This is a genomic window from Mesorhizobium sp. M1169 (assembly GCF_040318345.1).
Lineage (GTDB): Bacteria > Pseudomonadota > Alphaproteobacteria > Rhizobiales > Rhizobiaceae > Mesorhizobium.
Genome location: NZ_JAMYME010000005.1, coordinates 135,214 through 156,208, shown reverse-complemented (window position 1 = coordinate 156,208; position 20,995 = coordinate 135,214). Strand labels below are relative to the sequence as shown.

Sequence of the window (20,995 nt, the reverse complement as noted above, 5' to 3'; positions counted from 1 at the left end):
GCGCCTATGCTGCCAGCGCTTCTGCTTTTGCCTTAACGAAGGCTGAGATACGGTCAATCGAATCCAGATTGGCCGGTACGATGTCGGCATCGACCATCGCTATGCCAAAATCATCCTCTATGAATGCCACTAGCTCCAACACGGCCGTCGAGTCGATGATGCCGTTCTCGATCAGTGATGCGGTGTCTGCAAGCTCGTAGGACGTGTCGCCGAACAGGAAGTTGTCGACGATAAAGGTTTTGACCTTGTCCTTGATTGCTACCATGATTTTTCATTCCCTCGATTTTTCAGGCCGCTCGTGCTTCACCGACCTTTTCGCCGGTGAAAATCTTCTGCCACAGTTGCGCCGACAAAATGCCGACGAAAGCCGCATTGTCGCGGAATCCGGACGCTGGCTGCAAGCGGCATTTCTCGTGCAGGTTCGCCACCGCCTTGGCGTTGAATAGTCCTCCGGATGCGATACTCGCCTCGCTCAGCGAGTCGCGTACGTAGTCCAATTCTCCGGCTCCCACGAAGGAGCGGGCTTCCGGAGCCCGGTAAGGCTGTTTGGTGCGCTCGCGGATGGCCGCCGGAAGCAGGTGTCTGGCAACTTTGCGCAATATGTGTTTTTCCACCAGTCCCTTCAGCTTCATCTCCGGCGGAAGTCTTGCCGCAAACTCCACCAAGCGATGGTCAAGGAAGGGGAACCGCCCTTCGATACCGTGCGCCATGGCCATGCGATCACCCTGGCTGGAGAGAATGTAGCCCGGCAGGAGGAAGCGGGTTTCTAGATATTGCGCCTGATGCAGCGGATGCCACCGGGAAAACGCCCCAGGCAACCGGCTGGCCAGGTCCTCGGCTGCGTCATACCCCTTCAATGTCGCGCGCAGGTCACCGGAAAAGAACATCTTCGCCGCTGATGTGGTCTTGAAACGCGGCCGATGCGAGAACAGCGGATCGTCCAGCGCAGCGCTGCCGGTTCCGAAGAACGCAGCCAGGTACTCCACGGACTGCTGTTGCAGGCCCGGCAGATAGGGATAAAGCTTGCGGAACAGTTGTGGCCTTATGCGCGATGCCGGCTGTCGCGCGCAGAAACGGCGAACCCGCGCTTCCTTGAAGACATCATAGCCGGCAAAGACCTCGTCGGCGCCTTCGCCTGTCAGCACTACTTTCAAACCGGCCTGGCGAACGAGGCCGGACAGTTGATAGAGGGGGGCTGGGGCCGTGCGGATGATCGGCCGCTCGGTAAAGCGGATGACTTCGGGAAACACACCGGCGATATCGCCGGCACGACACGCAATGGTTCGATGGCGCGTGCCAAGTGCTGACGCCATTTCGGTCTGGAAGGCGCTTTCGTCATGCTCGGCGCTGTCGAACGTCACGGAAAATGTCTGCAGCTTAAGAGGAGTCATGCCGGCCGCGAGTGCCGAAACGAGGGATGAATCGAGCCCGCCCGAAAGGTAAGAACCGACCGGCACGTCGGCGCGCATGCGAAGCCTCACCGCGTCGGTCAACAGGGCCTGCAGTTCCTCGGCCGCGTCGTCCTCATTGGTGATCTTCGATTGCCTATCCGGATACGGGTAGTCTAGGTGCCAATATGGTTTGACCGTGACTTGCCCCTGTGTCGCGATCATCACGCTTGCCGGCTCCAGCTCGTGGATGTTGCGGAAAGCCGTGCGTGGAGCGATCGGCGCCCACAGCGTAAAGATCTGGTCGAGTGCAATCGGATCGATTTCGGCCGAGACGCCGGGTACCGTCAGCAGGGCCTTTATCTCCGACGCAAAGTAGAGCACCCCGTCCTTGCTGGTGTAGAACAGCGGCCGAACACCCATGCGGTCTCTTGCAAGCACCATCCGCCGCCGCCGGTTATCCCAAATCGCGAAGGCGAAATCACCGTTCAGGAGCGACAGGCAGTCTTCGCCCATCTCTTCATACAGCTGCAGGAGAACTTCGGTATCGCTCGACGTGCGGAAGCGTCGGCCCTTGGCCAGCAGCCCTTCGCGCAATTCCACGTAGTTGAATATCTCGCCGTTGAACGCAACCGTCAAATTGCCGGTTTCGTCGGACATCGGCTGCTGGCCATCACCAATTCCAATCACCGACAGCCGCGCATGCCCAAGTCCAGCCTCGGGCGCTACGAATTTCCCTTGTTCATCCGGCCCGCGATGGGCGATCGCAGACGTTATGCGCGCAAGCAAAGCTTCCGCATCCCGGACTGAACCGAAATAGCCCCCGAATCCGCACATCCACACAGCTCATACTGAACAGCAAGCCACGAAACATAGCGGTCATAAGCGCCTCAAAGGTTAATCGGATACGTTTCAGCGAGCATGTGGTTAACAGGATGTTAGGACAAAATGATGCTTTTGCGGATCGACTTGCGCCCCACTTCAGATGTCAGCTTGAAGGCATCACGGCGAGCGGTGCAAATCACTGCTTCGAGTACGGCCGGTACCAGTCGACAAACTTCTTCAGCCCGTCCTCTATCGAAACGCTAGGCCTGAAGCCGAAATCCCGCCCCAGCGCGGTCATGTCGGCGTAAGTCTTCTCGACGTCGCTCGCCTGCATCGGCTCGTTGTGGCGGATTGCCTTGACCTTGAGCAGCCTTTCCAGAATGTCGATGAAGTCGCCCAGACGCACCGGCCGGTTGTTGCCGACATTGTAGAGCCTGTTCGGCGGAACGTCAGCCGCCGGCGGCTTGTCGAGCACGGCGACAACCGCCTTCACAACATCGTCAATGTAGGTGAAATCGCGCCACATTTCGCCATTGTTGAAGACCCGGATCGGCTTGCCCTTGAGCATCGCCTGGGTGAACATCCAATAGGCCATGTCGGGACGGCCCCAGGGACCGTAGACCGTGAAAAACCGCAGGCCGGTCTGCGGTATGCCGAACAGATGGGCGTAGGTGTGGCTCATCAACTCATCGGTTTTCTTGGTGGCGGCGTAAAGCGAAACGGGCCTGTCGACCTGATCGGCTTCGCTGAACGGCACGCTGCGGTTGCCGCCATACACCGAGCTCGACGAGGCATAGACCAGATGCTCGAATGCCGGTTCGGCGCGACAGAATTCGAGCACTTCGAGGTGGCCCATGACATTGGAGCGGATATAGAGCCGCGGATTGTCGAGTGAGTGGCGCACGCCCGCCTGCGCGGCAAGGTGCACGATCCTAACGATGCCTTGCCCGGCCAAAGCGGCTGCAAGCGCGCCCTGTTCGGCAATATCGATCTGGTGGAACGAAAAATCCTTATGGGGCAGAAGGCCGGCAAGCCGCCCCTTTTTGAGCGCCAGGTCGTAATAGTCGTTCATGTTGTCGACGCCGACGACCGCTTCTCCCCGGTCGAGCAGATGGTGGCAAACGTGGCTGCCAATGAACCCCGCGGCTCCGGTGACAAGTATAGGCAACAAGCTTCTCCACGCGCATAGCCGGGCCGGCATCTGGAGCGGCAGATCCGGCCCATTTTGTCGTGCTATAGTCGAAAGCCGAGGTGGAGACCACCATTAAGCTGATGCGTCAGCTTGCTTCGCGCATGGCTTCGGCCGCCTGCAGGTCAACCGACACCAGTTGGCTGACGCCTTGCTCGGCCATGGTCACCCCAAACAGCCGGTCCATGCGCGCCATGGTGATCGGGTTGTGTGTGATGATGACGAAGCGCGTTTCGGTGGTTGCGGCCATTTCGTCCATCAGATTGCAGAAACGCTCGACATTGTGGTCATCGAGCGGCGCGTCGACTTCGTCGAGCACGCAGATCGGCGCCGGGTTGGTCAGGAACACGGCGAAGATCAGCGACATCGCCGTCAACGCCTGCTCGCCGCCGGACAGCAGCGTCATCGTCTGCGGCTTCTTGCCGGGCGGACGCGCCAGGATCTCGAGCCCCGCTTCGAGCGGATCGTCGGACTCGATCAGTTGCAGCTCGGCGGTGCCGCCGCCGAACAGATGCGAAAACAGCCGTTGAAAATGGCCGTTGACCACCTCGAAGGCGGCGAGCAGCCGCTCGCGGCCTTCGCGGTTCAGGCTATGGATCGCCTGCCGCAGCTTGCGGATCGCCTCGATGATGTCGTCGCGCTCGGAGACGATGGTCTCCAGCCGGTCCGACAGTTCCTTCTGCTCCTCCTCGGCGCGCAGATTGACGGCACCGAGCCGTTCGCGTTCGACCTTCAGCCGGTCGAGCTGACGCTCGATCTCGGCCATTTCGGGCGTCGGGCTGTCGGGTTCGAGGCCGGTGTGGCGGATCACCAGATGCGGCGGCGTGTTCAGCGTTTCCTGGATGCGCGCCTCGACTTCCAGCCGACGCTCGTCGGCGGCGGTCAGCCGCTCTTCGGCGCGAACGCGGGATTCGCGCGCCTCGGCCAGCGACTGGATGGCAGCAGTCGCAGCCTTGTCCAGCTCGGACTGGCGGTTCTCCGCTTCCTGCAAGCGGTCGCCCGCTGCCTTGCGCAGGCTTTCGGCCTCGGCGAGTTGCGACAGCAGGGCGCGCCGCTTGGCGTCGATCTCGTCGGGGGCGTCGGCCAGTTGCTCGCGCTCGGCCTCGGCCTCTGCCTTGCGTTCGCCGAGCGCCGCGATCTGTGTCGAGGCGTTTTCGGCGCGCTCCACCCAGTTGCGCCGTTCCGCGCCGATGGCATCGAGCCGACGCGCACGTGCCTCGGCTTCCCGCCTCAGGCCCTCGTGAACGGCACGCGCATCGGCAAGGGCGGCGCGATCGCGGGCGACGTTGGCCGCCGACTGCTCGAGCTGCAACTGCAGGTCGCCGAGATCGGGCGCGTATTGCAGCAGCATTTCCGCCTCGACGAATGCCGCCGCCGTTTCCTCATGGCTGTCGACAATGCGTGCGCGCGCCTCGTCAAGTGCGGCACGCCGGCTCGACAGCTCGCCGCCGGCTTTTTCGGCCTCGGCCAGCGTATTGCGGGCAGCGTCGAGCCCGTGCTGGGCGTCGCGCCCGGCCTGTCGGGCGTTGCGTTCGGCCTCGCTCGCCTGGGCAAGCGCCTGTTCGGCCTGGGCAAGGGCTTGTTCAGCTTCGCGCAGGGTGCGCGTGGCATGGACTGCTTCGGCATCGAGTTCGGCCAGCCGGTTTTTCTGCGCCAGCCGCTGCGCGGCGGCGGTCGGGGCATCGGCGCTGGCGGTGAAGCCGTCCCAACGCCAGAGCGCGCCTTCGCGGCTGACCAGCCGTTGACCGGAAGCAAGCAGCGTCTGCAGCCGTCTTCCGTCGGCGGCTTCGACAATGCCGATCTGGGCCAGCCTGCGGGCCAGCTGTGCCGGCGCACGCACAACGCTGGCGAGGCTCCTTATGCCTTCGGGCAATGCGGCGTCGGCAGGCTGGATTTCGCTCTGGCCCCAATGCACCGGCGCACTGCGGTCGAGCGGCACGTCGAGATCTTCGCCAAGCGCGGCACCCAGCGCCGTCTCGTAGCCACGCTCGACGCTGATCTGCTCCAGCACCGAGGGAAATAGATCGCCGCTGGCGGCGTTGAGGATCTTGGCCAGCGTGCGGGCCTCGGTTTCGATCCGCGCCAGTTCGGCGTTTGTGTCCTGAACCGGTGGGCGGGCAGCACTTTCGTCTGCACGCGCCTCGGCGACCGCCTGTTCGGCGGCAATGGCGGCTGCCTCGGCCTTTTCGAGCAGCGCCAGCGCCTGATCGACCAGTAGCCGCTTCTCGGCGGGATCGGGCAGGCCGGCGACCCTGGAGACGATCTCCGACAGTTCGCGGTCGACATCGGCAAGCTGGCGGGCAAAGCGGTCGCGGCGCTCAGCGGTGTCGCGCAGCGTCCGTTCGATCTGGTTGCGCGAGGCGGCAGCCTCCGCCCGTTCGGCGGTCAGCGCGGCGAGCCTGGCCTCGCTCGAGGCAAGCGTCGATGCCGCCTGCTCGAAAGCCGCGCGGGTGCTGGCCTCGCGCTCGGCGGCGCCGGCGTTTTCGGCATTGAGCGCGGCTTCTTCGGCGGCGAGGCGTTCGAGGATATCCGCATTATCGCGGACCATGCGCTCCTCGCGGGCAAGGTCGCCATCGAGCTGTTGCAGTCGGCGGTCGAGCTCTGCCTGGCGGGCGCGGATGCGGCCCGCCTCTTCCTCGATCTGCGCCTTGGCGATCGACAGACGCTGGAAGGCGGCGGCGGCAGCGGCTTCCGCATCGCGCAAGTCCGGCAGCCGGTGGGCGTTGATACCTTGTTCCCTGGCGGCAGCCATTTGGGCGGCGGCACGGTCGCCGACCAGCGCGGTGGCAATCGCCAGCGCCGAACGCGCTTCGCCTTCCTGCGTCTTGGCCAGCGTCCAGCGCAGATGCAGCAGCGTCGCTTCGGCCTTGCGGATGTCGGCCGACAGGTTCTTGAAGCGCGAGGCCTGGCGGGCCTGGCGTTTCAGGCTTTCGATCTGGCTTTCCAGCTCGCCGACGAAGTCGTCCAGCCTTTCGAGGTTCTGTTCCGCCGCCTTCAGCCGCAGCTCGGCTTCGTGGCGGCGCGTATGCAGGCCGGAAATTCCGGCCGCCTCTTCCAGCAGCGCGCGGCGCGCCTGCGGCTTTGCCTGGATCAGCTCGCCGATGCGGCCCTGGCCGACCATCGAGGGCGAGCGGGCGCCGGTCGACTGGTCGGCGAACAGCAGCTGAACGTCCTTGGCGCGAGCCTCCTTGCCGTTGATGCGGTAGAGCGAGCCGGCCTCGCGCTCGATGCGGCGCGAGACCTGCAACTCATCGGCGTCGTTGAAGGCGGACGGCGCGGTGCGGTCGCTATTGTCGAGGAACAGCGTGACTTCGGCGGTGTTGCGGGCCGGACGCGTTCCCGAACCGGAAAAGATGACGTCGTCCATGCCGGACGCACGCATGTTCTTGTAGGAGCTTTCGCCCATAACCCAGCGCAGCGCCTCGACCAGGTTCGACTTGCCGCAGCCGTTCGGCCCGACTATGCCGGTCAGGCCGCGTTCGATGACGAACTCGCCGGGTTCGACGAAGGATTTGAAGCCGAGCAGGCGAAGGCGCGAGAACTTCATTCGCGCCGGCCCATAGCCAAGTTTCGCAACGCTGTTCCGCGGTTTTGCAAGGAGACCCCGCGGCAAGACAAAGAAGTGCGCACGCCGAAGCGACGCCGCTTCGGCGCTGCCGAAACGTCAGAGCAGAGGGTCGATGATGGCCGACATTTCCGCAATCGACATCGCCCCTTTGTAGGTCTTTCCGTTGATGAAAAAGGTCGGTGTGGAATCGACCTTGAATTCGTCGGCGCCGCGCTTCTGGACGGATCTCACATCGTCCAGAAGTTTCTGGTCCGTCAAGCAGGCCTCGAAGGACTCCTGTGTAAAACCGGCAAGCTTGGCGATTTGCAGCAGTGCGTCCTTGATATTGTTCACACCAACCCAGTTCGCCTGCTGCCTGAACAGCACGTCGACCATCGGGAAATAGTTGTCCTTGGAGCAGCGCGCCAGCATGAAACCGGCCTCGGCGCTGGGATCGAACGGAAACTCGCGCAGTATGTAACGGGCCTTGCCGGTGTCGATATATTTCGTCTTCAGCTCCGGAAAAGTGGTCTCGGCGAAATGCGCGCAATGCGGGCAGGTCATCGATGCATATTCGACTATGGTGACCTTTGCATCGTCCTTGCCGAGTTGCATGTCGGGCAATGCGCCGGGCTTCAGCAGTGCCGCCATATCGACCGTGCCCTGAGCCTCCGGCGCCGCCGCGGCGGCCGGAGCGGCCGGCTTCGCAGGTTCCGGAGCCGCAGGCTTCACATCCTGCGCCTCGGCTTTCTCGCCCGAGTCGCTGCAGGCGGCAAGCAGCGCCACCGCTGGTATTGCGACCAGCGAAGTCAAAAGGTTTCTGCGGGACAAGGAACGGATCATACGAATCACCTGGCAATAGTTGGATTTTGCAATGCAAAGTCTACAAAAAGCGAGAGTTGGCGCGAATTAAGGCATTACCGCCCCTATTCCAATCGCCAAATCCGGGCATACCATCACGATAGCGCGAGATCACGGTTTCTTTTGACCGAGAATGGTGGCGCCAAGCCGCTCTAGCGAGGCGCGCAGCCCGCCGTCCTCGATCAAACCAACGGTGCCCGACAGCTTCGCTTTCTCGGCCGCAGTCAATGGCCGCAAACTGGGTTTCGGCTTGTCCTTGCCCGCCAATACCGGCTTCTGCACGATCCTGATCCGGCCGATCGCATTGAAACCGAGGAAGGCATTGACCCGGTTGATGATCTCGCCGGTCTCGTGCTGCAGATGCAGCGCCGCCACACCCTCGCAGGCAATCACCAGCACCGCCGGTTCGAAAGGATCGTCCTCGTGCATGCGGCGCGGCCACTGGATCTTTTCCGGGCGCGAGCGGCCGGCAAGCCGCGGCCCGGCAATTTCTTCCCATGACTGGACCAGTCCGATCGACATACCGGCCCGTTTGCGCAGCACTGGGTCGAGGATCTCGGTTGCGAGATCGCTCACCGGAACGGGATTGCCGAAGGGCCTTTTCCCTGCCATGTGCGTTCTCCAGCTTCAGCACTAATGGATTAGGGCCGACCCTCGATCAATGGCACTGCACGACCAGACCCGCAAGGCCGTATCCGGAGACAATGTCGAGATCGCCTCCCGGCTGCTTGCCTGGTACGACGCGCATCACCGCGACTTGCCCTGGCGCGTTTCACCGCGCGCGCTGGCGAGCGGGGCGCGGCCCGATCCCTATCTGGTCTGGCTTTCCGAGGTGATGCTGCAGCAAACCACGGTCGAGGCGGTAAAATCCTATTTTCGGGCGTTCGTGCAGAAATGGCCAACGGTCCAGGCGCTGGCGGCGGCACCGACCGAAGACGTCATGAAGGCCTGGGCCGGGCTCGGCTATTATTCCCGCGCCCGTAACCTCAAAGCCTGTGCCGATCTCGTCGCGCGGCAAGGCGGCCGCTTTCCGGACAGCGAGTCCGGCTTGAAGGAACTGCCCGGCATCGGCGCCTATACGGCGGCGGCGATCGCAGCGATCGCCTTCGACCGACCAGCCGCGGTCGTCGACGGCAATGTCGAACGGGTCGTCTCACGGCTGTTTTCGATCGCCACGCCGCTGGGCGAAGCCAAGGGCGAGATACGCGGCCAGGTCGAACGCATGGTTCCCCCGACAAGGCCCGGCGACTTCGCGCAGGCGATGATGGACCTGGGCGCGATGATCTGCACGCCGCGCCGGCCCCGCTGCATTCTGTGCCCTGTTCGGGTGGACTGCAGCGCCACGATTTCGGGCGACCCCGAACGCTTTCCGGTCCGCCTGCCCAAGGCCGAAAGACCCTTACGCCGCGGTGCCGCCTTCGTTGCCGTCAGGTGCGACGGCGCCATCCTTCTGCGCAAGCGCGCGGACAAAGGCCTGCTCGGCGGCATGACTGAGGTGCCGACGACCGGCTGGACGGCGCGCATAGACGGCGCTACCACGGAAGCGGCGGCCCCGCTCCCCGGCAACTGGCAGCAGGCCGGACGCATCGGCCATATCTTTACCCATTTTGCGCTTGAACTCGACGTGTTCAAGGCGGAGACCGACGTTGCCGCCCCGGTCGGGCATTTCTGGTCGCTGGCCCATGAAATTTCCGGGGAAGCGCTGCCGAGCGTCATGAAAAAGGTAATCGAAGCGGCGATACCGGGCGCGACGAAAAAGCAGCGGCCGCGTTGAAAGAGAGAAGAATGACTGAAATCCGCCACATCGTTTTCGACATCGGCAAAGTGCTGATCCACTATGATCCGGACCTGCCCTTCAGTCGCTTGATCCCCGATCCCGACGAACGGAAATGGTTCTTCGACAATGTCTGCACGCATGATTGGAACATCGAGCAGGATCGCGGCCGCAGTTGGGAAGAGGCCGAAGCGCTGGCGATCGCGCAATATCCCGAGCACGCCGAAAATATCCGCAATTTCCGCCGGCACTGGCACGAGATGGTGCCTCACGCCTACGAGGACAGCGTCGCCATCATGATCGGCCTGATCGACAGCGGCCATGACGTGACGATGCTCACCAATTTCGCTGCAGATACGCTCGCCGAGGCCCGCGAGCGCTTCGATTTCCTCAATCGGCCGCGCGGCGTCACCGTTTCCGGCGACATCCGCCAGATCAAGCCGGATCGCGCCATCTATGACCACCACGTCGCCGCGTTCAGCCTCGAGCCGTCAGCGACGCTGTTCATCGACGACAGCCAGAAGAACGTCGACGGCGCCAAGGCGGCGGGCTGGCAGTCGGTGCTGTTCACCGATGCAAAGACGCTCAGGGCGGACCTTGAGAGTCTTGGGATCAAAGTGTGATTTGAATCGGTTCCAGGAGTTGGTTGAGCCTTCGCATTAACCGATCTGCCGCAACTCGGAAGCCGTCAGGCGCCCGCCCGCTCCATGCCTAGCCGAGCAATGCGGCGAAGCTCGTCGATCGGGGTCAGGCCGCCGCTGCGCTCATAATGCCAGAAGGTCCATCCGTTGCAGGCGTCCAGCCCCTGGACCTCGGCGCCGATCTTGTGGATCGACCCGGCACTGTCGCCGATGGCCAGCGTGCCGTCGGCGCGCACTTTTGCCGCCCAGCGCTTCTTGGCGTCGTAGAGCGTGGCGCCTGGCGCCACTAGGCCATTGTCGAGAAGGGTGACGAAGGCGACGCGCGGCTCGGCGCGCTTGCCGGTCAGTACCGTCAAATTGGCGCCTTCCAGCGGCCGGACCGCATCGATACGTTCCATGGCGGCATCGATATAGGTTTGTTCGCGCTCGATGCCGACGAAGTGGCGGCCAAGCCGCTTGGCCACAGCCCCGGTGGTGCCTGAACCGAAGAACGGGTCGAGCACGATGTCGCCCGGCCTGGTCGATGCCGTCATGACGCGGGCAAGCAACGCTTCCGGCTTCTGCGTCGGATGCAATTTGTCACCATTGTCGTTCTTCAGGCGCTCGCCGCCGGTGCAGATCGGAAACAGCCAGTCCGAGCGCATCTGGACGTCGTCGTTCGACGCCTTCAGCGCCTCGTAGTTGAATGTGTAACCCTTGCCCTTCTGGTCGCGCGATGCCCAGATCATCGTCTCATGCGCGTTCTGGAAACGGCGGCCACGGAAATTCGGCATTGGATTGGTCTTGCGCCAGACGACGTCGTTGAGGATCCAGAAGCCCAGGTCCTGCATCTTGGCGCCGACCCTGAAAATATTGTGGTAGGAGCCGATAACCCAGATCGTGCCGTTGGGCTTCAACACACGGCGCGCCGCCAGCAGCCAGGCGCGGGTGAAGGCGTCGTAGGCCTCAAAACTGTCGAACTGGTCCCAATGGTCATCGACGGCATCGACCTTGGATTGATCGGGCCGGTGCAGATCGCCATCGAGCTGCAAATTATAGGGCGGATCGGCGAAGATCACGTCGATCGACTTTTCCGGCAGCCGTTCGAGCGCGGCGACGCAGTCGCCCTTCAGGATCGTATCCAGCCACTCGGATTGCTGGGGAACATCGGAAAGCTCGTCGAGAAGACGCACGGCAGACATTGTGACACCCAAGGCACGCGTTACTGTTTACTGTCCGTTATGGTTACCGATCAGCGTAAATATTCAGTGAAGCAGCCCGCCGAATTTGCGAAGCCCGGCCTGTTGGTGTATGCCGCGCCGCCTGAGCCGTTTGGACCAAAAAGCCCTCGGCATTCCCTTCATCCCGCTTTCCGGATCACCATGCCCCAGCCAGACCTTGTCATCTTCGATTGCGACGGCGTGCTCGTCGATTCCGAAATCATCGCCGCGCGGATCGATGCCGAGCTGTTGACCTCGGCCGGCTACGAGATATCGGCCGAGGAGATTTCCGAGGTCTATGCCGGGTTGACTTTCAAGGACATCATGATGCGGGTCGAGGAAAAGTCCCGGATCCCGTTCCAGGCCTCGCTGATCGACAAGGAGGAACAGCTGGTCGATCGTCGGCTGCGCAGCGACGTGCGTGCCATCGACGGGGCGCACGAGGCTGTCGCCGCGGTAGCAGGGCCGCGCTGCGTCTGTTCGAATTCGCGTTCGGAGCGAATTGAATTCATGCTGGAGAAGGTGCAGCTTTTGCCGTTCTTTGCCGGCCGTATCTTTTCCTCGCTGGAAACCCCGACCGGGAAATCCAAGCCGGCGCCGGACGTGTTTCGGTTCGCCGCGGAAAAGCTCAAGGCCGATCCTGCGAACACCTTTGTCATCGAGGATTCGGTGCATGGCGTCACCGGCGCCAAGACGGCGGGAATGCGCGTCATCGGCTTCACCGGCGCGGCGCACAGCTATCCCGGCCACGCCGATGCGCTGACCGAGGCCGGCGCGGAAACGGTCATCCGCCGCTGGGCGGAGCTGAAAAGCGTGATCGCCGCGCTGTCGGAATGGTCGGCGGACGCCTGAGAGGCCGCCTCCAACCGCCGTGGCACGAATGCAGCGGCTTAGTTGGTCGCGGCGGCTTTCTTCTTCCTCGGCTTGTCTGTCCCTACTTTCGGAGCGCCCTCGTCATACCCGGCATATGCCTGGTAGTCCTTCGCCGTCGGCTCCGGAACGACGACGTTGGAATCGGTGAAGACGAACTGCGTGGCACTCGAAGGATCGGTAACCTGGACCTGATAGGAGTGAAGCTGCGAATAGAGAACTTCGGTGCCGTGCATCACCGCGATGCGGATCGGCATGGTGATGGTCCCGGGGGTGAACATCGGGCCAGGCACGACCTTGCCGGCGACGGCTATCTTCATCGACAAGGAGCCGTTGGCGCGGCTGCAGTCGCGGGTCACATCGGTGATCGAAGCCTGATAGATGATCTTGGCGGAATCGTCCGGCTGATCGGCGCCTGCCGCGTCCGCTGCCGGCTGGGCGGCTTCCTCGGCGGCAACATCGGTTTTTTTCTTCGGCTTCGGACCGCTCTTGGCGTAGGTATTGAAGAAGGCGGTGCCGTCACGCAACGTCACTTTCGGGCAATAGGCCTGCAACTGGCTGGAAAGCACCTTGGGATCGGGTGGCGGTGGCGGCGTCGTATCCTTTTTGCCGAAGCCGAGAATTCCATTGTCGCTCGATTGGCAACCTGCGGCGGCAAGCATAAAGCCGGCGAGCGCCAGACCCGCGACAAAACGACCGTTGAATGAATGAAACGCCATGAACTGCACTTCCCTCTCGCAAAGCCGGTGACGTATATCAACCGCGCGGCAAAAATGCGACTGAGCCTGCGCAGAAATCCACCACCTCGCGGCGGGCGAAAATTCCGGGCAGCAATGGAAACGTGACGATGCAATATGTGAGTACCCGCGGGGAAGCGCCCGCGCTTGGATTTTCCGACGCGGTGCTGGCCGGACTGGCGCGCGACGGCGGGCTCTACCTGCCGAGCGCCTGGCCGCATTTTTCCGCAGCCGAGATCCGCGCCATGCGCGGCCTTGCTTATCCCGATCTTGCCATCCGTGTGCTGTCGCCGTTCCTCGGCGGCGAGATCGCGGCGCCGGTGTTCGAACGGCTGGTGCGCGAAGCCTATGCGACCTTCCGCCATGAGGCCGTCTGCCCGCTGGTGCAGACCGGGCCGAACAGCTTCGTGCTCGAGCTCTTCCACGGCCCGACGCTCGCTTTCAAGGACGTGGCGATGCAGCTTCTTGCACGGCTGATGGACCATGCGCTGGCCGAGCGTGACCAGCGCGCCACCATTGTCGGCGCCACCTCCGGCGACACCGGAGGGGCCGCCATCGATGCCTTTGCCGGGCGCAACCGCACCGACATCTTCGTGCTTTTCCCGCACGGCCGCGTCTCGCCGGTACAGCAGAGGCAGATGACGACCTCGACCGCCGCAAACGTCCATGCGTTGGCGATCGAAGGCAATTTCGACGACTGCCAGAGCCTGGTAAAGGACATGTTCAACGACCACGGTTTTCGTGACCGGGTATCGCTGTCCGGCGTCAACTCGATCAACTGGGCCCGCATCATGGCCCAGATCGTCTATTATTTCTCCTCCGCGCTGTCGCTCGGCGCGCCCGACAGGCCGGTTTCCTTCACCGTGCCGACCGGCAATTTCGGCGACATCTTCGCCGGCTATGCCGCCAAGAAGATGGGGCTGCCGATCGAACGGCTGATCATCGCCACCAACGACAACGATATTCTGGCGCGCACGCTGGCGACCGGCGAATACCGCATGAAGGGGGTCTTTTCGACCACGTCCCCCTCGATGGACATCCAGGTGTCTTCGAACTTCGAACGCTTGCTGTTCGAAGCGTCCGGCCGCGATGCCTCGGCCGTGCGGCGCTACATGAACGGGCTCAAGCAGTCCGGCGCCTTCACCATCGAGGCCGGCGAAATCGCCAAGATCCGCTCCGAATTCGACGCCGGCCGCGCCACCATGGACGAGGTCGCCGCCACCATCCGCACCACACTTGCGGCGAGCGGCTATCTGCTCGACCCGCATACCGCCGCGGCCGTGCATGTGGCCGCCGGCAAGGCTGCGGGTGAGGTGCCGATGGTGGTGCTGGGCACTGCGCACCCGGCAAAGTTTCCCGCCGCCGTCGAAGCCGCCAGCGGCGTGTCGCCTGCCCTGCCTGCATGGCTAGGCGGGTTGATGAGTGCCGAGGAAAAATACACGGTACTTCCATCCGACCTGAAAATGGTGGAAGATTATGTCGGCCGCCACACGCGGGCGGCGCGTTAGGGAGTAATTGCCATATGGGTGTTGAGGTAAGCCGTCTGTCGAACGGCCTGACAGTCGCCACCGAAACCCTTCCAAGCCTCGAATCTGTTGCCCTTGGCGCCTGGGTCAAGTCGGGCGCACGCAACGAGCGTGACGAAGAGCACGGAATGGCGCACTTGCTCGAGCACATGGCTTTCAAGGGCACCAGTCGGCGAAGCGCCTTCGAGATCGCCTCGGAGATCGAGGACGTCGGCGGCGAGATCAATGCCGCCACCAGCGTCGAGACGACCTCCTATTATGCAAGGGTTCTGAGCGACGACGTGCCGCTGGCCGTCGATATCCTTTCCGACATCCTGCAGGAATCCGAATTCGATCCGCAGGAGTTGGAACGAGAGCAGCATGTGATTCTGCAGGAGATCGGCGCCGCGCACGATACGCCCGACGACGTCGTTTTCGATCACTTTACCGAGACCGCCTTCCGCCACCAGACTATCGGCCGCTCGATTCTTGGCACGCCGGAAACCGTCAAATCCTTCACTTCGAAGCAGCTGCACGACTTCATCGAACGACAGTACGGCGCCGAGAACATGGTGATGGTGGCGGCCGGCGATATCAAGCACGACGATTTCGTGCGCGAGGTCGAAAAGCGTCTCGGCAGCTTCCGCGGCAAGGCCGACGGCACCATCCCGCAATATGCGCAGTATGTCGGCGGCGATTTTCGCGAGGACCGCGACCTGATGGACGCGCAGATCGTGCTGGGTTTCGAGGGCCGCGCCTATCACGTCCGCGATTTCTATGCCTCCCAGGTCCTGTCGATGATCCTGGGCGGCGGCATGTCGTCGCGACTTTTCCAGGAAGTCCGCGAAAAACGCGGCCTGTGCTATTCGGTCTATGCCTTCCATTGGGGTTTTTCCGACACCGGCGTCTTCGGGGTCCATGCGGCGACCGGACAAAGCGATATTGCCGAGCTGGTGCCTGTGATCATCGACGAGCTGCAAAAGGCCGGTGAAAACATCCTGCAGGAGGAGCTCGACCGGGCGCGTGCCCAATACCGCGCCGGGCTGATCATGTCGGCCGAGAGCCCGGCCAGCCGCGCCTCGCAGATCGCCAGGCAGTTGCTTCTGTTCGGCAGGCCGATCGCCAAGGAAGAGCTGATGGAGCGGCTGGCGGCGTTGACTGTCGAGCGGCTGACGGATCTGTCGTCGCGGCTTTTTTCGACCAAGCCGACGCTTACAGCCGTCGGGCCGGTGGGTACGCTCGCGCCCTATGAGGCGATCCTCGATTCGCTTTCGGGCACGCAGACCACTGCCCGTAAGCTTGCCGTCTAAGCCTATTCGAGCGTCGTGTTCGCGCTCCCTTTCTTTCGCCGCGACCTGCCGGCACTGAAGGGCGAGCTTGTCACGCTGCGCGTACCGCTGACCAACGACTATCGCGAGTGGTCGGTGCTGCGCAGTGAAAGCCGCGCTTTTCTTGAGCCGTGGGAGCCGCGATGGACCCCTGACGAACTCGACCGCACGGCGTGGCGGCATCGTATCGGGCGCTACCGCGAGGACTACGCGCAGGGGACGGCGATCGCCTTCTTCATCTTCGAGAAAAGCAGCGGCAAGCTGGCCGGCGGTATCACCCTCGGCAATATCCGCCACGGGGTCGCCCAAAGCGGCCATATCGGCTACTGGATCGGCGAGCGCTTCAGCGGACGCGGCCTGATGACCGATGCCGTAAGAGTGGTGACGCGTTTCGCCTTCGAAACGCTGCGATTGCACCGGATCGAAGCTGCCTGTATTCCCGACAACGCCCGGTCGATCCGCGTGCTTGAAAAAGCCGGATTCCGGCGCGAAGGACTGCTACGATCCTATCTCAGGATCAACGGCATCTGGCAGGACCATTACCTATACGCCCGAATCGCGGACGATCCGCCGGGCGTTGGAACAAAGGGCTGATTTTGACGAATTTTCTGCGCAAGGGGTCGCTGCTTGCCTTTATGCTGGCGGCAATCGTCACGCTCTGCGCGGCGTCCTCGGCCTTTGCCGTAGAACCGATCAAGATCGCCCGCGACGACGTTGCGCTCGATCTTTCGGGGGCCGTCTTGATCTACCGGAATCAGGGCGAGAATTTTCAGGTGTCGACCGCGCCAGGCCCGGACGGCATCGTGCGGCGCATCGAGGTCGAGGCAAATGATGCGCGCTCGAGCGGTGACTGGGCGGTGTTCGCGCTGGCCAATACCACCGACCAGCAGCTCGACAGGCTGATTGTCGCACCGCATTTCCGGCTGGTAAATTCCGGCCTGTTCTGGCCGGATCTCGGCTCGACCCGTATCGCCGCGATCACGCCCAGCGAAGGCTTTGCGCTCGACCGCCAGACCAGCCCCGACGCCGACGTCTTCCGGGTCACGCTGAACCCGGGAACGGTGATTACCTTCATCGCCGAGCTCGCCTCGCCCAAGCTGCCGCAGGTCTATCTGTGGGACCCTGAATCCTACAAGGACTCGGTCAATTCCTACACGCTGTTTCGTGGCATCGTCATCGGCATTGCCGGCCTGCTGGCGCTGTTCCTGACCATTCTTTTCGTCGTCAAGGGGACCTCGATGTTCCCGGCAACGGCGGCCCTAGCCTGGGCGGTGCTTGCCTATATCTGCGTCGATTTCGGCTTTCTCAACAAGATCATAGAGATCTCACCGGGCAATGAGCAGATGTGGCGCGCCGGAACGGAGGTGGCGCTCGCGGCGACCTTCGTGGTGTTCCTGTTTGCCTATCTCAACCTCAACCGGTGGCACGGCCATTTCAGCTACGGCGCGCTGGTCTGGATTCTCGGGCTGGTGCTGATCGCCGGTGTCGCCATCATCGATCCGGCGGTTGCCGCCGGCATTGCCAGGCTGTCCTTCGCCGCCACCGCGCTGACCGGGCTCGGCCTGATCATCTTCCTCGGTATCCGCGGTTATGACCGCGCCATCATGCTGGTGCCCAGTTGGGTGATGGTTCTGCTGTGGCTATGCGGATCGTGGATGGCAATCACCGGCATGCTGGACAACGATATCGCCCAGCCGGCGCTGGGCGGCGGGCTGATCCTCATCATCCTGCTGATCGGCTTCACGGTGATGCAGCACGCTTTTGCCGGCGGCGCCCTGCATCAGGGCCTGTTCTCCGATCTCGAGCGGCAGGCGCTGGCGGTTGCCGGATCGGGCGATACCGTGTGGGACTGGGACGTGCTGCGCGACCGCGTCGTCACTCGTCCCGACGTCAGCATTCAGCTCGGCCTTGCCCCCAACAGTCTCGGCGGGCCCGCCCGCAACTGGCTGCCGGTGCTGCATGCCGACGACCGCGACACGTTTCGCACGACACTCGACGTGGTGCTCGAGCACCGGCGCGGCCGGGTGTCGCAAAACTTCCGCCTGCGCGGCGCCGACGGGCACTATCACTGGTTTTCGCTGCGCGCCCGGCCGGTGATCGGCTCGGACGGCGAGGTCATCCGCTGCGTCGGCACCATGGTCGACGTGACGGAGCAGAAGAAGTCCGAGGAACGGCTGCTGCATGACGCCGTGCACGACAATCTGACCGGCCTGCCCAACCGCGAGCTGTTCATGAACCGGCTGGAGGCGATCATTTCGATCGCCCGCACCGAAGAGAAGGTGCGCCCGACCGTCTTCGTCATCGACATCGACCGGTTCAAGCAGGTCAATGACGGGCTCGGCATCTCGGCCGGCGATACCATCCTTTTGACCATCGCGCGGCGGCTGCACCGACTGCTCAAGCCGAAGGATTCGCTGTCGCGCTTTGCCGGCGACCAGTTCGCGCTGATGCTTTTGTCGGAGCAGGATCCGGCTCGCATCGCGGGCATTGCCGATGCCATCAAGCACGCCATCAACAACCCGATCACCTTCGCCAAGCGCGAGATCGTGCTGACCGCCTCGATCGGGCTGATCACCTGGACCGCCACGCAGACCTCAGCCGAGGACATGGTCAAGGATGCCGAGCTTGCCATGCATCAGGCCAAGCGCTTCGGCGGCGACCGGATCGAGCCATTCCGTCCCGCCTTCCGCACCGTCGGCACCGACCGGCTGCAGTTCGAGTCCGATCTGCGCCGCGCCATCGAACGACGCGAATTCACGCTTGCCTACCAGCCGATCGTGCGGCTGGAGGACGGCAGCGTCGCAGGCTTCGAAGCGCTGCTGCGCTGGGACCATCCGCGTCGCGGCATGATCCCGCCGGCTGATTTCATTCCGGTCGCCGAAAACTGCGGCCTGATCGTGCAGCTTGGGCTGTTCGCCATGCAACAGGCTGCCGAAGACCTGGCGGGATGGCAAAAGCAGATCGGCGATGCGCCGCTGTCGGTCTCGGTCAATCTGTCCAGCCGTCAGCTCATCCGCCGCGACCTGGTCAGCGACGTCCGCTCGGTGATCGCGCGAGCCAACCTGAAACCGCGCTGCTTCCGGCTCGAACTCACCGAATCGCTGGTGATGGACAATCCCGAGCAGACCGCCCATGTGCTGACCAAGCTGAAGCAGCTTGGCATCGGCCTGTCGCTGGATGATTTCGGCACCGGCTATTCATCGCTGGCCTATCTGACGCGCTTTCCATTCGACACCATCAAGATCGACAAGAGCTTCGTCGACGACGCGACGCCGAAACGTGCGGTGCTGCTCAAATCCATGGTCAATATGGCGCATGAACTCGGCCTGTCGGTTGTCGCCGAAGGCATTTCGGACGAGAGCGATGCGCTGGAGTTGCGGCAGATGGGCTGCGAGTACGTGCAGAGCTTCATGTTCGGCGCGCCGATGCCGGGCGACCAGGTGCTGAAGACGCTGAAGGAACAGTATCCGTTGACCCAAGCGTGACAAGTTTCAGGACGTAATGAGGTTCAGGCGTGACCGGCAGCCAGGCTGAGATGCGCGAGATCAATGCCGATCGAGGCGAGGATCCGGTCATATTTGCGATCGATGTCGGCGTCGAACAGAAGCTCGGCACTTGCCGGGCAAGTCAGCCAGCCATTCTCGACGATCTCGTTTTCAAGCTGGCCCGCACCCCAGCCGGCATAGCCAAGCGCCATCAGAGCCCGCCGGGGTCCGCGGCCGGAGGAGATGGCGCGCAATATGTCGACGGTCGCGGTCAGACAGACATCGTCGGACACGGCGAGCGAGGATTCCACCCGGTAGTCGCCCGAATGCAGAACGAAGCCGCGGCTACGATCCACCGGTCCGCCATTGCGCACGACGAAGTCGCGCGCCGGTGGCGGCAGGCGAATTGCCTCCAGCTCGTTCATGATGCCGAGTTGCACGAGCAGGTCCGGAAACAGCATCTGCTGCGTCTGGTTGATGATCAGCCCCATCGCGCCTTCGTCGCTGTGCGCGCAAATGTAGATGACAGAGCGCGTGAAGCGGTCATCCTTCATGCCGGGCATGGCAATCAGGAACTGATCGTCGAGAAAGCCGGGTCCTGCGGCCGTCCTTTTATGGCGCAACAAATCCATGGCCACAGCGTAACGCGTTTCCGGGGCGTCGAAAAGATGGGCGGCGCCCGATTTGATCAGGCTCGTAAATCGAAGGTCACGCAAATATGATGCCGGCGGCGTCATGAAATCATTGTGCGGCCATCAACAGACGATCAAATCATTGCCATGCAAAGCTTGAAAATCCTGCTGCTTGGCGTAGCCATTGGATCGGCGACCGGCCTCCCCGCCTCAGCCTCCTCATCGGCCTGGTACAATAGCGAAGGCGGCAGGGTGCGGCTGGTGACGAGCGGCAAGGCCGATGAGGCCGGGCGTCTCCAGGGCGTCCTCGACATTGCGCTGAAGCCCGGCTGGAAGACCTATTGGCGCGATCCGGGCGATGCGGGCGTGCCACCACAGATCGACGTCTCGGCCAGCACCAACATTGCCGACGCGACGCTTTCGTTTCCGCCGCCGCAGCGCCACGACGACGGTTATGGCAAATGGGCCGGCTACGACCACCCGGTTTCGTTGCCGGTGACGTTCACGCTTGCCGCGCCCGGCCAGCCGGCCGTCATCGATGCGGACATTTTCCTCGGCATCTGCGAAACCATCTGCATCCCGGTGCAGACAAGGCTGACCGTCGATCCCGGCGCCGATCCGGACAACGCCGAGGACGCGGCACTGGTCAAGGCAGGCCTTGCCACCCTGCCCGCCACGGCAACGCCCGATTTCGGCATAAACGTACTGCCGGGCGACCACGAAACGCTGATTGTCGAAGCGAGCTTTCCGGGCAGCCCCGAGGGCGCCGACTTCTTCGTTGCCGGCGAACGCGACTACATGTTCGGTGCCCCGGCGCGCAGCGAAAAGGATGGCAAGCTGATCTTTACTGTGCCGATCCTCGACAGGCCGTCGACAACGCCAACCGATGGCGGCCTGCACTACACACTGACAAGTGCTGCAGGCGCGGTCGAAGGCCTGTTGCCATTCCCGTGATGCCAACGTCTGGACGGTTGCCGGGCGCGCCTTAATTCGCTATCGCAAGGACACTCCCTT

At 63.1% G+C, this 20,995-nt stretch carries 17 protein-coding genes; 8 read left to right on the top strand and 9 right to left on the bottom strand.

Features of this window, described 5'->3' with window-relative positions; all coding sequences use genetic code 11:
- Positions 1–4: 4 nt before the first annotated feature.
- The 6 genes from NKH41_RS07495 to NKH41_RS07470 all read right to left on the bottom strand — a co-directional run bounded on the left by NKH41_RS07495 (position 5) and on the right by NKH41_RS07470 (position 8,422).
- Positions 5–268, bottom strand: coding sequence for an acyl carrier protein (locus tag NKH41_RS07495; RefSeq protein ID WP_352470706.1), 264 nt, complete (start codon positions 266–268; stop codon positions 5–7).
- A gap of 19 nt (positions 269–287) precedes the next feature.
- Positions 288–2,225: an asparagine synthase (glutamine-hydrolyzing) gene (asnB, locus tag NKH41_RS07490; RefSeq protein WP_352768693.1), complete on the bottom strand. Its 1,938-nt coding sequence runs from the start codon at positions 2,223–2,225 to the stop codon at positions 288–290.
- A gap of 184 nt (positions 2,226–2,409) precedes the next feature.
- Positions 2,410–3,381: an NAD-dependent epimerase/dehydratase family protein gene (locus tag NKH41_RS07485; protein WP_352768695.1), complete on the bottom strand. Its 972-nt coding sequence runs from the start codon at positions 3,379–3,381 to the stop codon at positions 2,410–2,412.
- Between the two features lie 109 nt (positions 3,382–3,490).
- Entirely contained in the window at positions 3,491–6,949 is a 3,459-nt protein-coding gene (gene smc, locus NKH41_RS07480; RefSeq protein ID WP_352768698.1) for a chromosome segregation protein SMC, read from the bottom strand.
- 117 nt (positions 6,950–7,066) lie between these two features.
- Complete coding sequence (locus NKH41_RS07475; RefSeq protein WP_352932358.1) at positions 7,067–7,792, bottom strand: DsbA family protein; 726 nt, start codon at positions 7,790–7,792, stop codon at positions 7,067–7,069.
- Positions 7,793–7,921: 129 nt separating this feature from the next.
- Entirely contained in the window at positions 7,922–8,422 is a 501-nt protein-coding gene (locus NKH41_RS07470; protein WP_352768702.1) for a DUF721 domain-containing protein, read from the bottom strand.
- A 49-nt stretch (positions 8,423–8,471) separates the two neighbouring features.
- On the opposite strand from NKH41_RS07470, the gene mutY reads away from it, so the two are divergent.
- Positions 8,472–9,584 carry an A/G-specific adenine glycosylase gene (gene mutY, locus NKH41_RS07465; protein WP_352768705.1) on the top strand — a complete coding sequence of 371 codons (1,113 nt, stop codon included), beginning with the start codon at positions 8,472–8,474 and terminating at the stop codon, positions 9,582–9,584.
- An 11-nt stretch (positions 9,585–9,595) separates the two neighbouring features.
- Complete coding sequence (locus NKH41_RS07460) at positions 9,596–10,207, top strand: HAD family hydrolase (protein WP_352470642.1); 612 nt, start codon at positions 9,596–9,598, stop codon at positions 10,205–10,207.
- Positions 10,208–10,272: 65 nt separating this feature from the next.
- Here NKH41_RS07460 and NKH41_RS07455 read toward each other — a convergent pair whose 3' ends face one another.
- On the bottom strand, positions 10,273–11,406 hold the full coding sequence (locus tag NKH41_RS07455; protein WP_352470643.1) for a site-specific DNA-methyltransferase: 1,134 nt from the start codon (positions 11,404–11,406) through the stop codon (positions 10,273–10,275).
- 180 nt (positions 11,407–11,586) lie between these two features.
- Here NKH41_RS07455 and NKH41_RS07450 point away from each other — a divergent pair, with 180 nt between their 5' ends.
- Positions 11,587–12,276, top strand: a complete 690-nt coding sequence (locus NKH41_RS07450; RefSeq protein ID WP_352768708.1) for an HAD family hydrolase — start codon at positions 11,587–11,589, stop codon at positions 12,274–12,276.
- Positions 12,277–12,314: 38 nt separating this feature from the next.
- Here the strand turns inward: NKH41_RS07450 and NKH41_RS07445 are convergent, their stop codons facing one another.
- Entirely contained in the window at positions 12,315–13,013 is a 699-nt protein-coding gene (locus NKH41_RS07445) for a hypothetical protein (RefSeq protein ID WP_352768710.1), read from the bottom strand.
- A 128-nt stretch (positions 13,014–13,141) separates the two neighbouring features.
- On the opposite strand from NKH41_RS07445, the gene thrC reads away from it, so the two are divergent.
- Genes thrC through NKH41_RS07425 form a run of 4 tightly spaced genes read left to right on the top strand, consistent with a single transcriptional unit; the run spans position 13,142 to position 19,349 of the window.
- Positions 13,142–14,539 (top strand): threonine synthase, encoded by a 1,398-nt coding sequence (gene thrC / locus NKH41_RS07440; protein WP_352768713.1) that lies wholly within the window; start codon positions 13,142–13,144, stop codon positions 14,537–14,539.
- A 14-nt stretch (positions 14,540–14,553) separates the two neighbouring features.
- A complete protein-coding gene (locus tag NKH41_RS07435) occupies positions 14,554–15,846 on the top strand; it encodes a M16 family metallopeptidase (RefSeq protein WP_352768715.1) in 1,293 nt (430 codons plus the stop codon).
- Positions 15,847–15,861: 15 nt separating this feature from the next.
- Positions 15,862–16,458: a GNAT family N-acetyltransferase gene (locus NKH41_RS07430; protein WP_352470647.1), complete on the top strand. Its 597-nt coding sequence runs from the start codon at positions 15,862–15,864 to the stop codon at positions 16,456–16,458.
- A 2-nt stretch (positions 16,459–16,460) separates the two neighbouring features.
- Positions 16,461–19,349: an EAL domain-containing protein gene (locus tag NKH41_RS07425; RefSeq protein ID WP_352470648.1), complete on the top strand. Its 2,889-nt coding sequence runs from the start codon at positions 16,461–16,463 to the stop codon at positions 19,347–19,349.
- Between the two features lie 23 nt (positions 19,350–19,372).
- Here the strand turns inward: NKH41_RS07425 and NKH41_RS07420 are convergent, their stop codons facing one another.
- The gene (locus tag NKH41_RS07420; protein ID WP_031211061.1) at positions 19,373–19,981 is read right to left on the bottom strand and encodes a YqgE/AlgH family protein; all 609 of its coding nucleotides are present in this window, start codon (positions 19,979–19,981) and stop codon (positions 19,373–19,375) included.
- A gap of 147 nt (positions 19,982–20,128) precedes the next feature.
- On the opposite strand from NKH41_RS07420, the gene NKH41_RS07415 reads away from it, so the two are divergent.
- On the top strand, positions 20,129–20,935 hold the full coding sequence (locus NKH41_RS07415; RefSeq protein ID WP_352456894.1) for a protein-disulfide reductase DsbD domain-containing protein: 807 nt from the start codon (positions 20,129–20,131) through the stop codon (positions 20,933–20,935).
- Positions 20,936–20,995: the final 60 nt, after the last annotated feature.

What these genes read in the sequence shown, in the direction of transcription:
- asnB (WP_352768693.1), bottom strand. Translation starts at nt 2,225, where the DNA reads ATGTGCGGATTCGGGGGCTATTTCGGTTCAGTCCGGGATGCGGAAGCT.
- smc (WP_352768698.1), bottom strand. Translation starts at nt 6,949, where the DNA reads ATGAAGTTCTCGCGCCTTCGCCTGCTCGGCTTCAAATCCTTCGTCGAA.
- NKH41_RS07475 (WP_352932358.1), bottom strand. Translation starts at nt 7,792, where the DNA reads ATGATCCGTTCCTTGTCCCGCAGAAACCTTTTGACTTCGCTGGTCGCA.
- NKH41_RS07470 (WP_352768702.1), bottom strand. Translation starts at nt 8,422, where the DNA reads ATGGCAGGGAAAAGGCCCTTCGGCAATCCCGTTCCGGTGAGCGATCTC.
- mutY (WP_352768705.1), top strand. Translation starts at nt 8,472, where the DNA reads ATGGCACTGCACGACCAGACCCGCAAGGCCGTATCCGGAGACAATGTC.
- NKH41_RS07460 (WP_352470642.1), top strand. Translation starts at nt 9,596, where the DNA reads ATGACTGAAATCCGCCACATCGTTTTCGACATCGGCAAAGTGCTGATC.
- NKH41_RS07455 (WP_352470643.1), bottom strand. Translation starts at nt 11,406, where the DNA reads ATGTCTGCCGTGCGTCTTCTCGACGAGCTTTCCGATGTTCCCCAGCAA.
- NKH41_RS07450 (WP_352768708.1), top strand. Translation starts at nt 11,587, where the DNA reads ATGCCCCAGCCAGACCTTGTCATCTTCGATTGCGACGGCGTGCTCGTC.
- NKH41_RS07445 (WP_352768710.1), bottom strand. Translation starts at nt 13,013, where the DNA reads ATGGCGTTTCATTCATTCAACGGTCGTTTTGTCGCGGGTCTGGCGCTC.
- thrC (WP_352768713.1), top strand. Translation starts at nt 13,142, where the DNA reads ATGCAATATGTGAGTACCCGCGGGGAAGCGCCCGCGCTTGGATTTTCC.
- NKH41_RS07435 (WP_352768715.1), top strand. Translation starts at nt 14,554, where the DNA reads ATGGGTGTTGAGGTAAGCCGTCTGTCGAACGGCCTGACAGTCGCCACC.
- NKH41_RS07420 (WP_031211061.1), bottom strand. Translation starts at nt 19,981, where the DNA reads ATGGATTTGTTGCGCCATAAAAGGACGGCCGCAGGACCCGGCTTTCTC.
- NKH41_RS07415 (WP_352456894.1), top strand. Translation starts at nt 20,129, where the DNA reads ATGCAAAGCTTGAAAATCCTGCTGCTTGGCGTAGCCATTGGATCGGCG.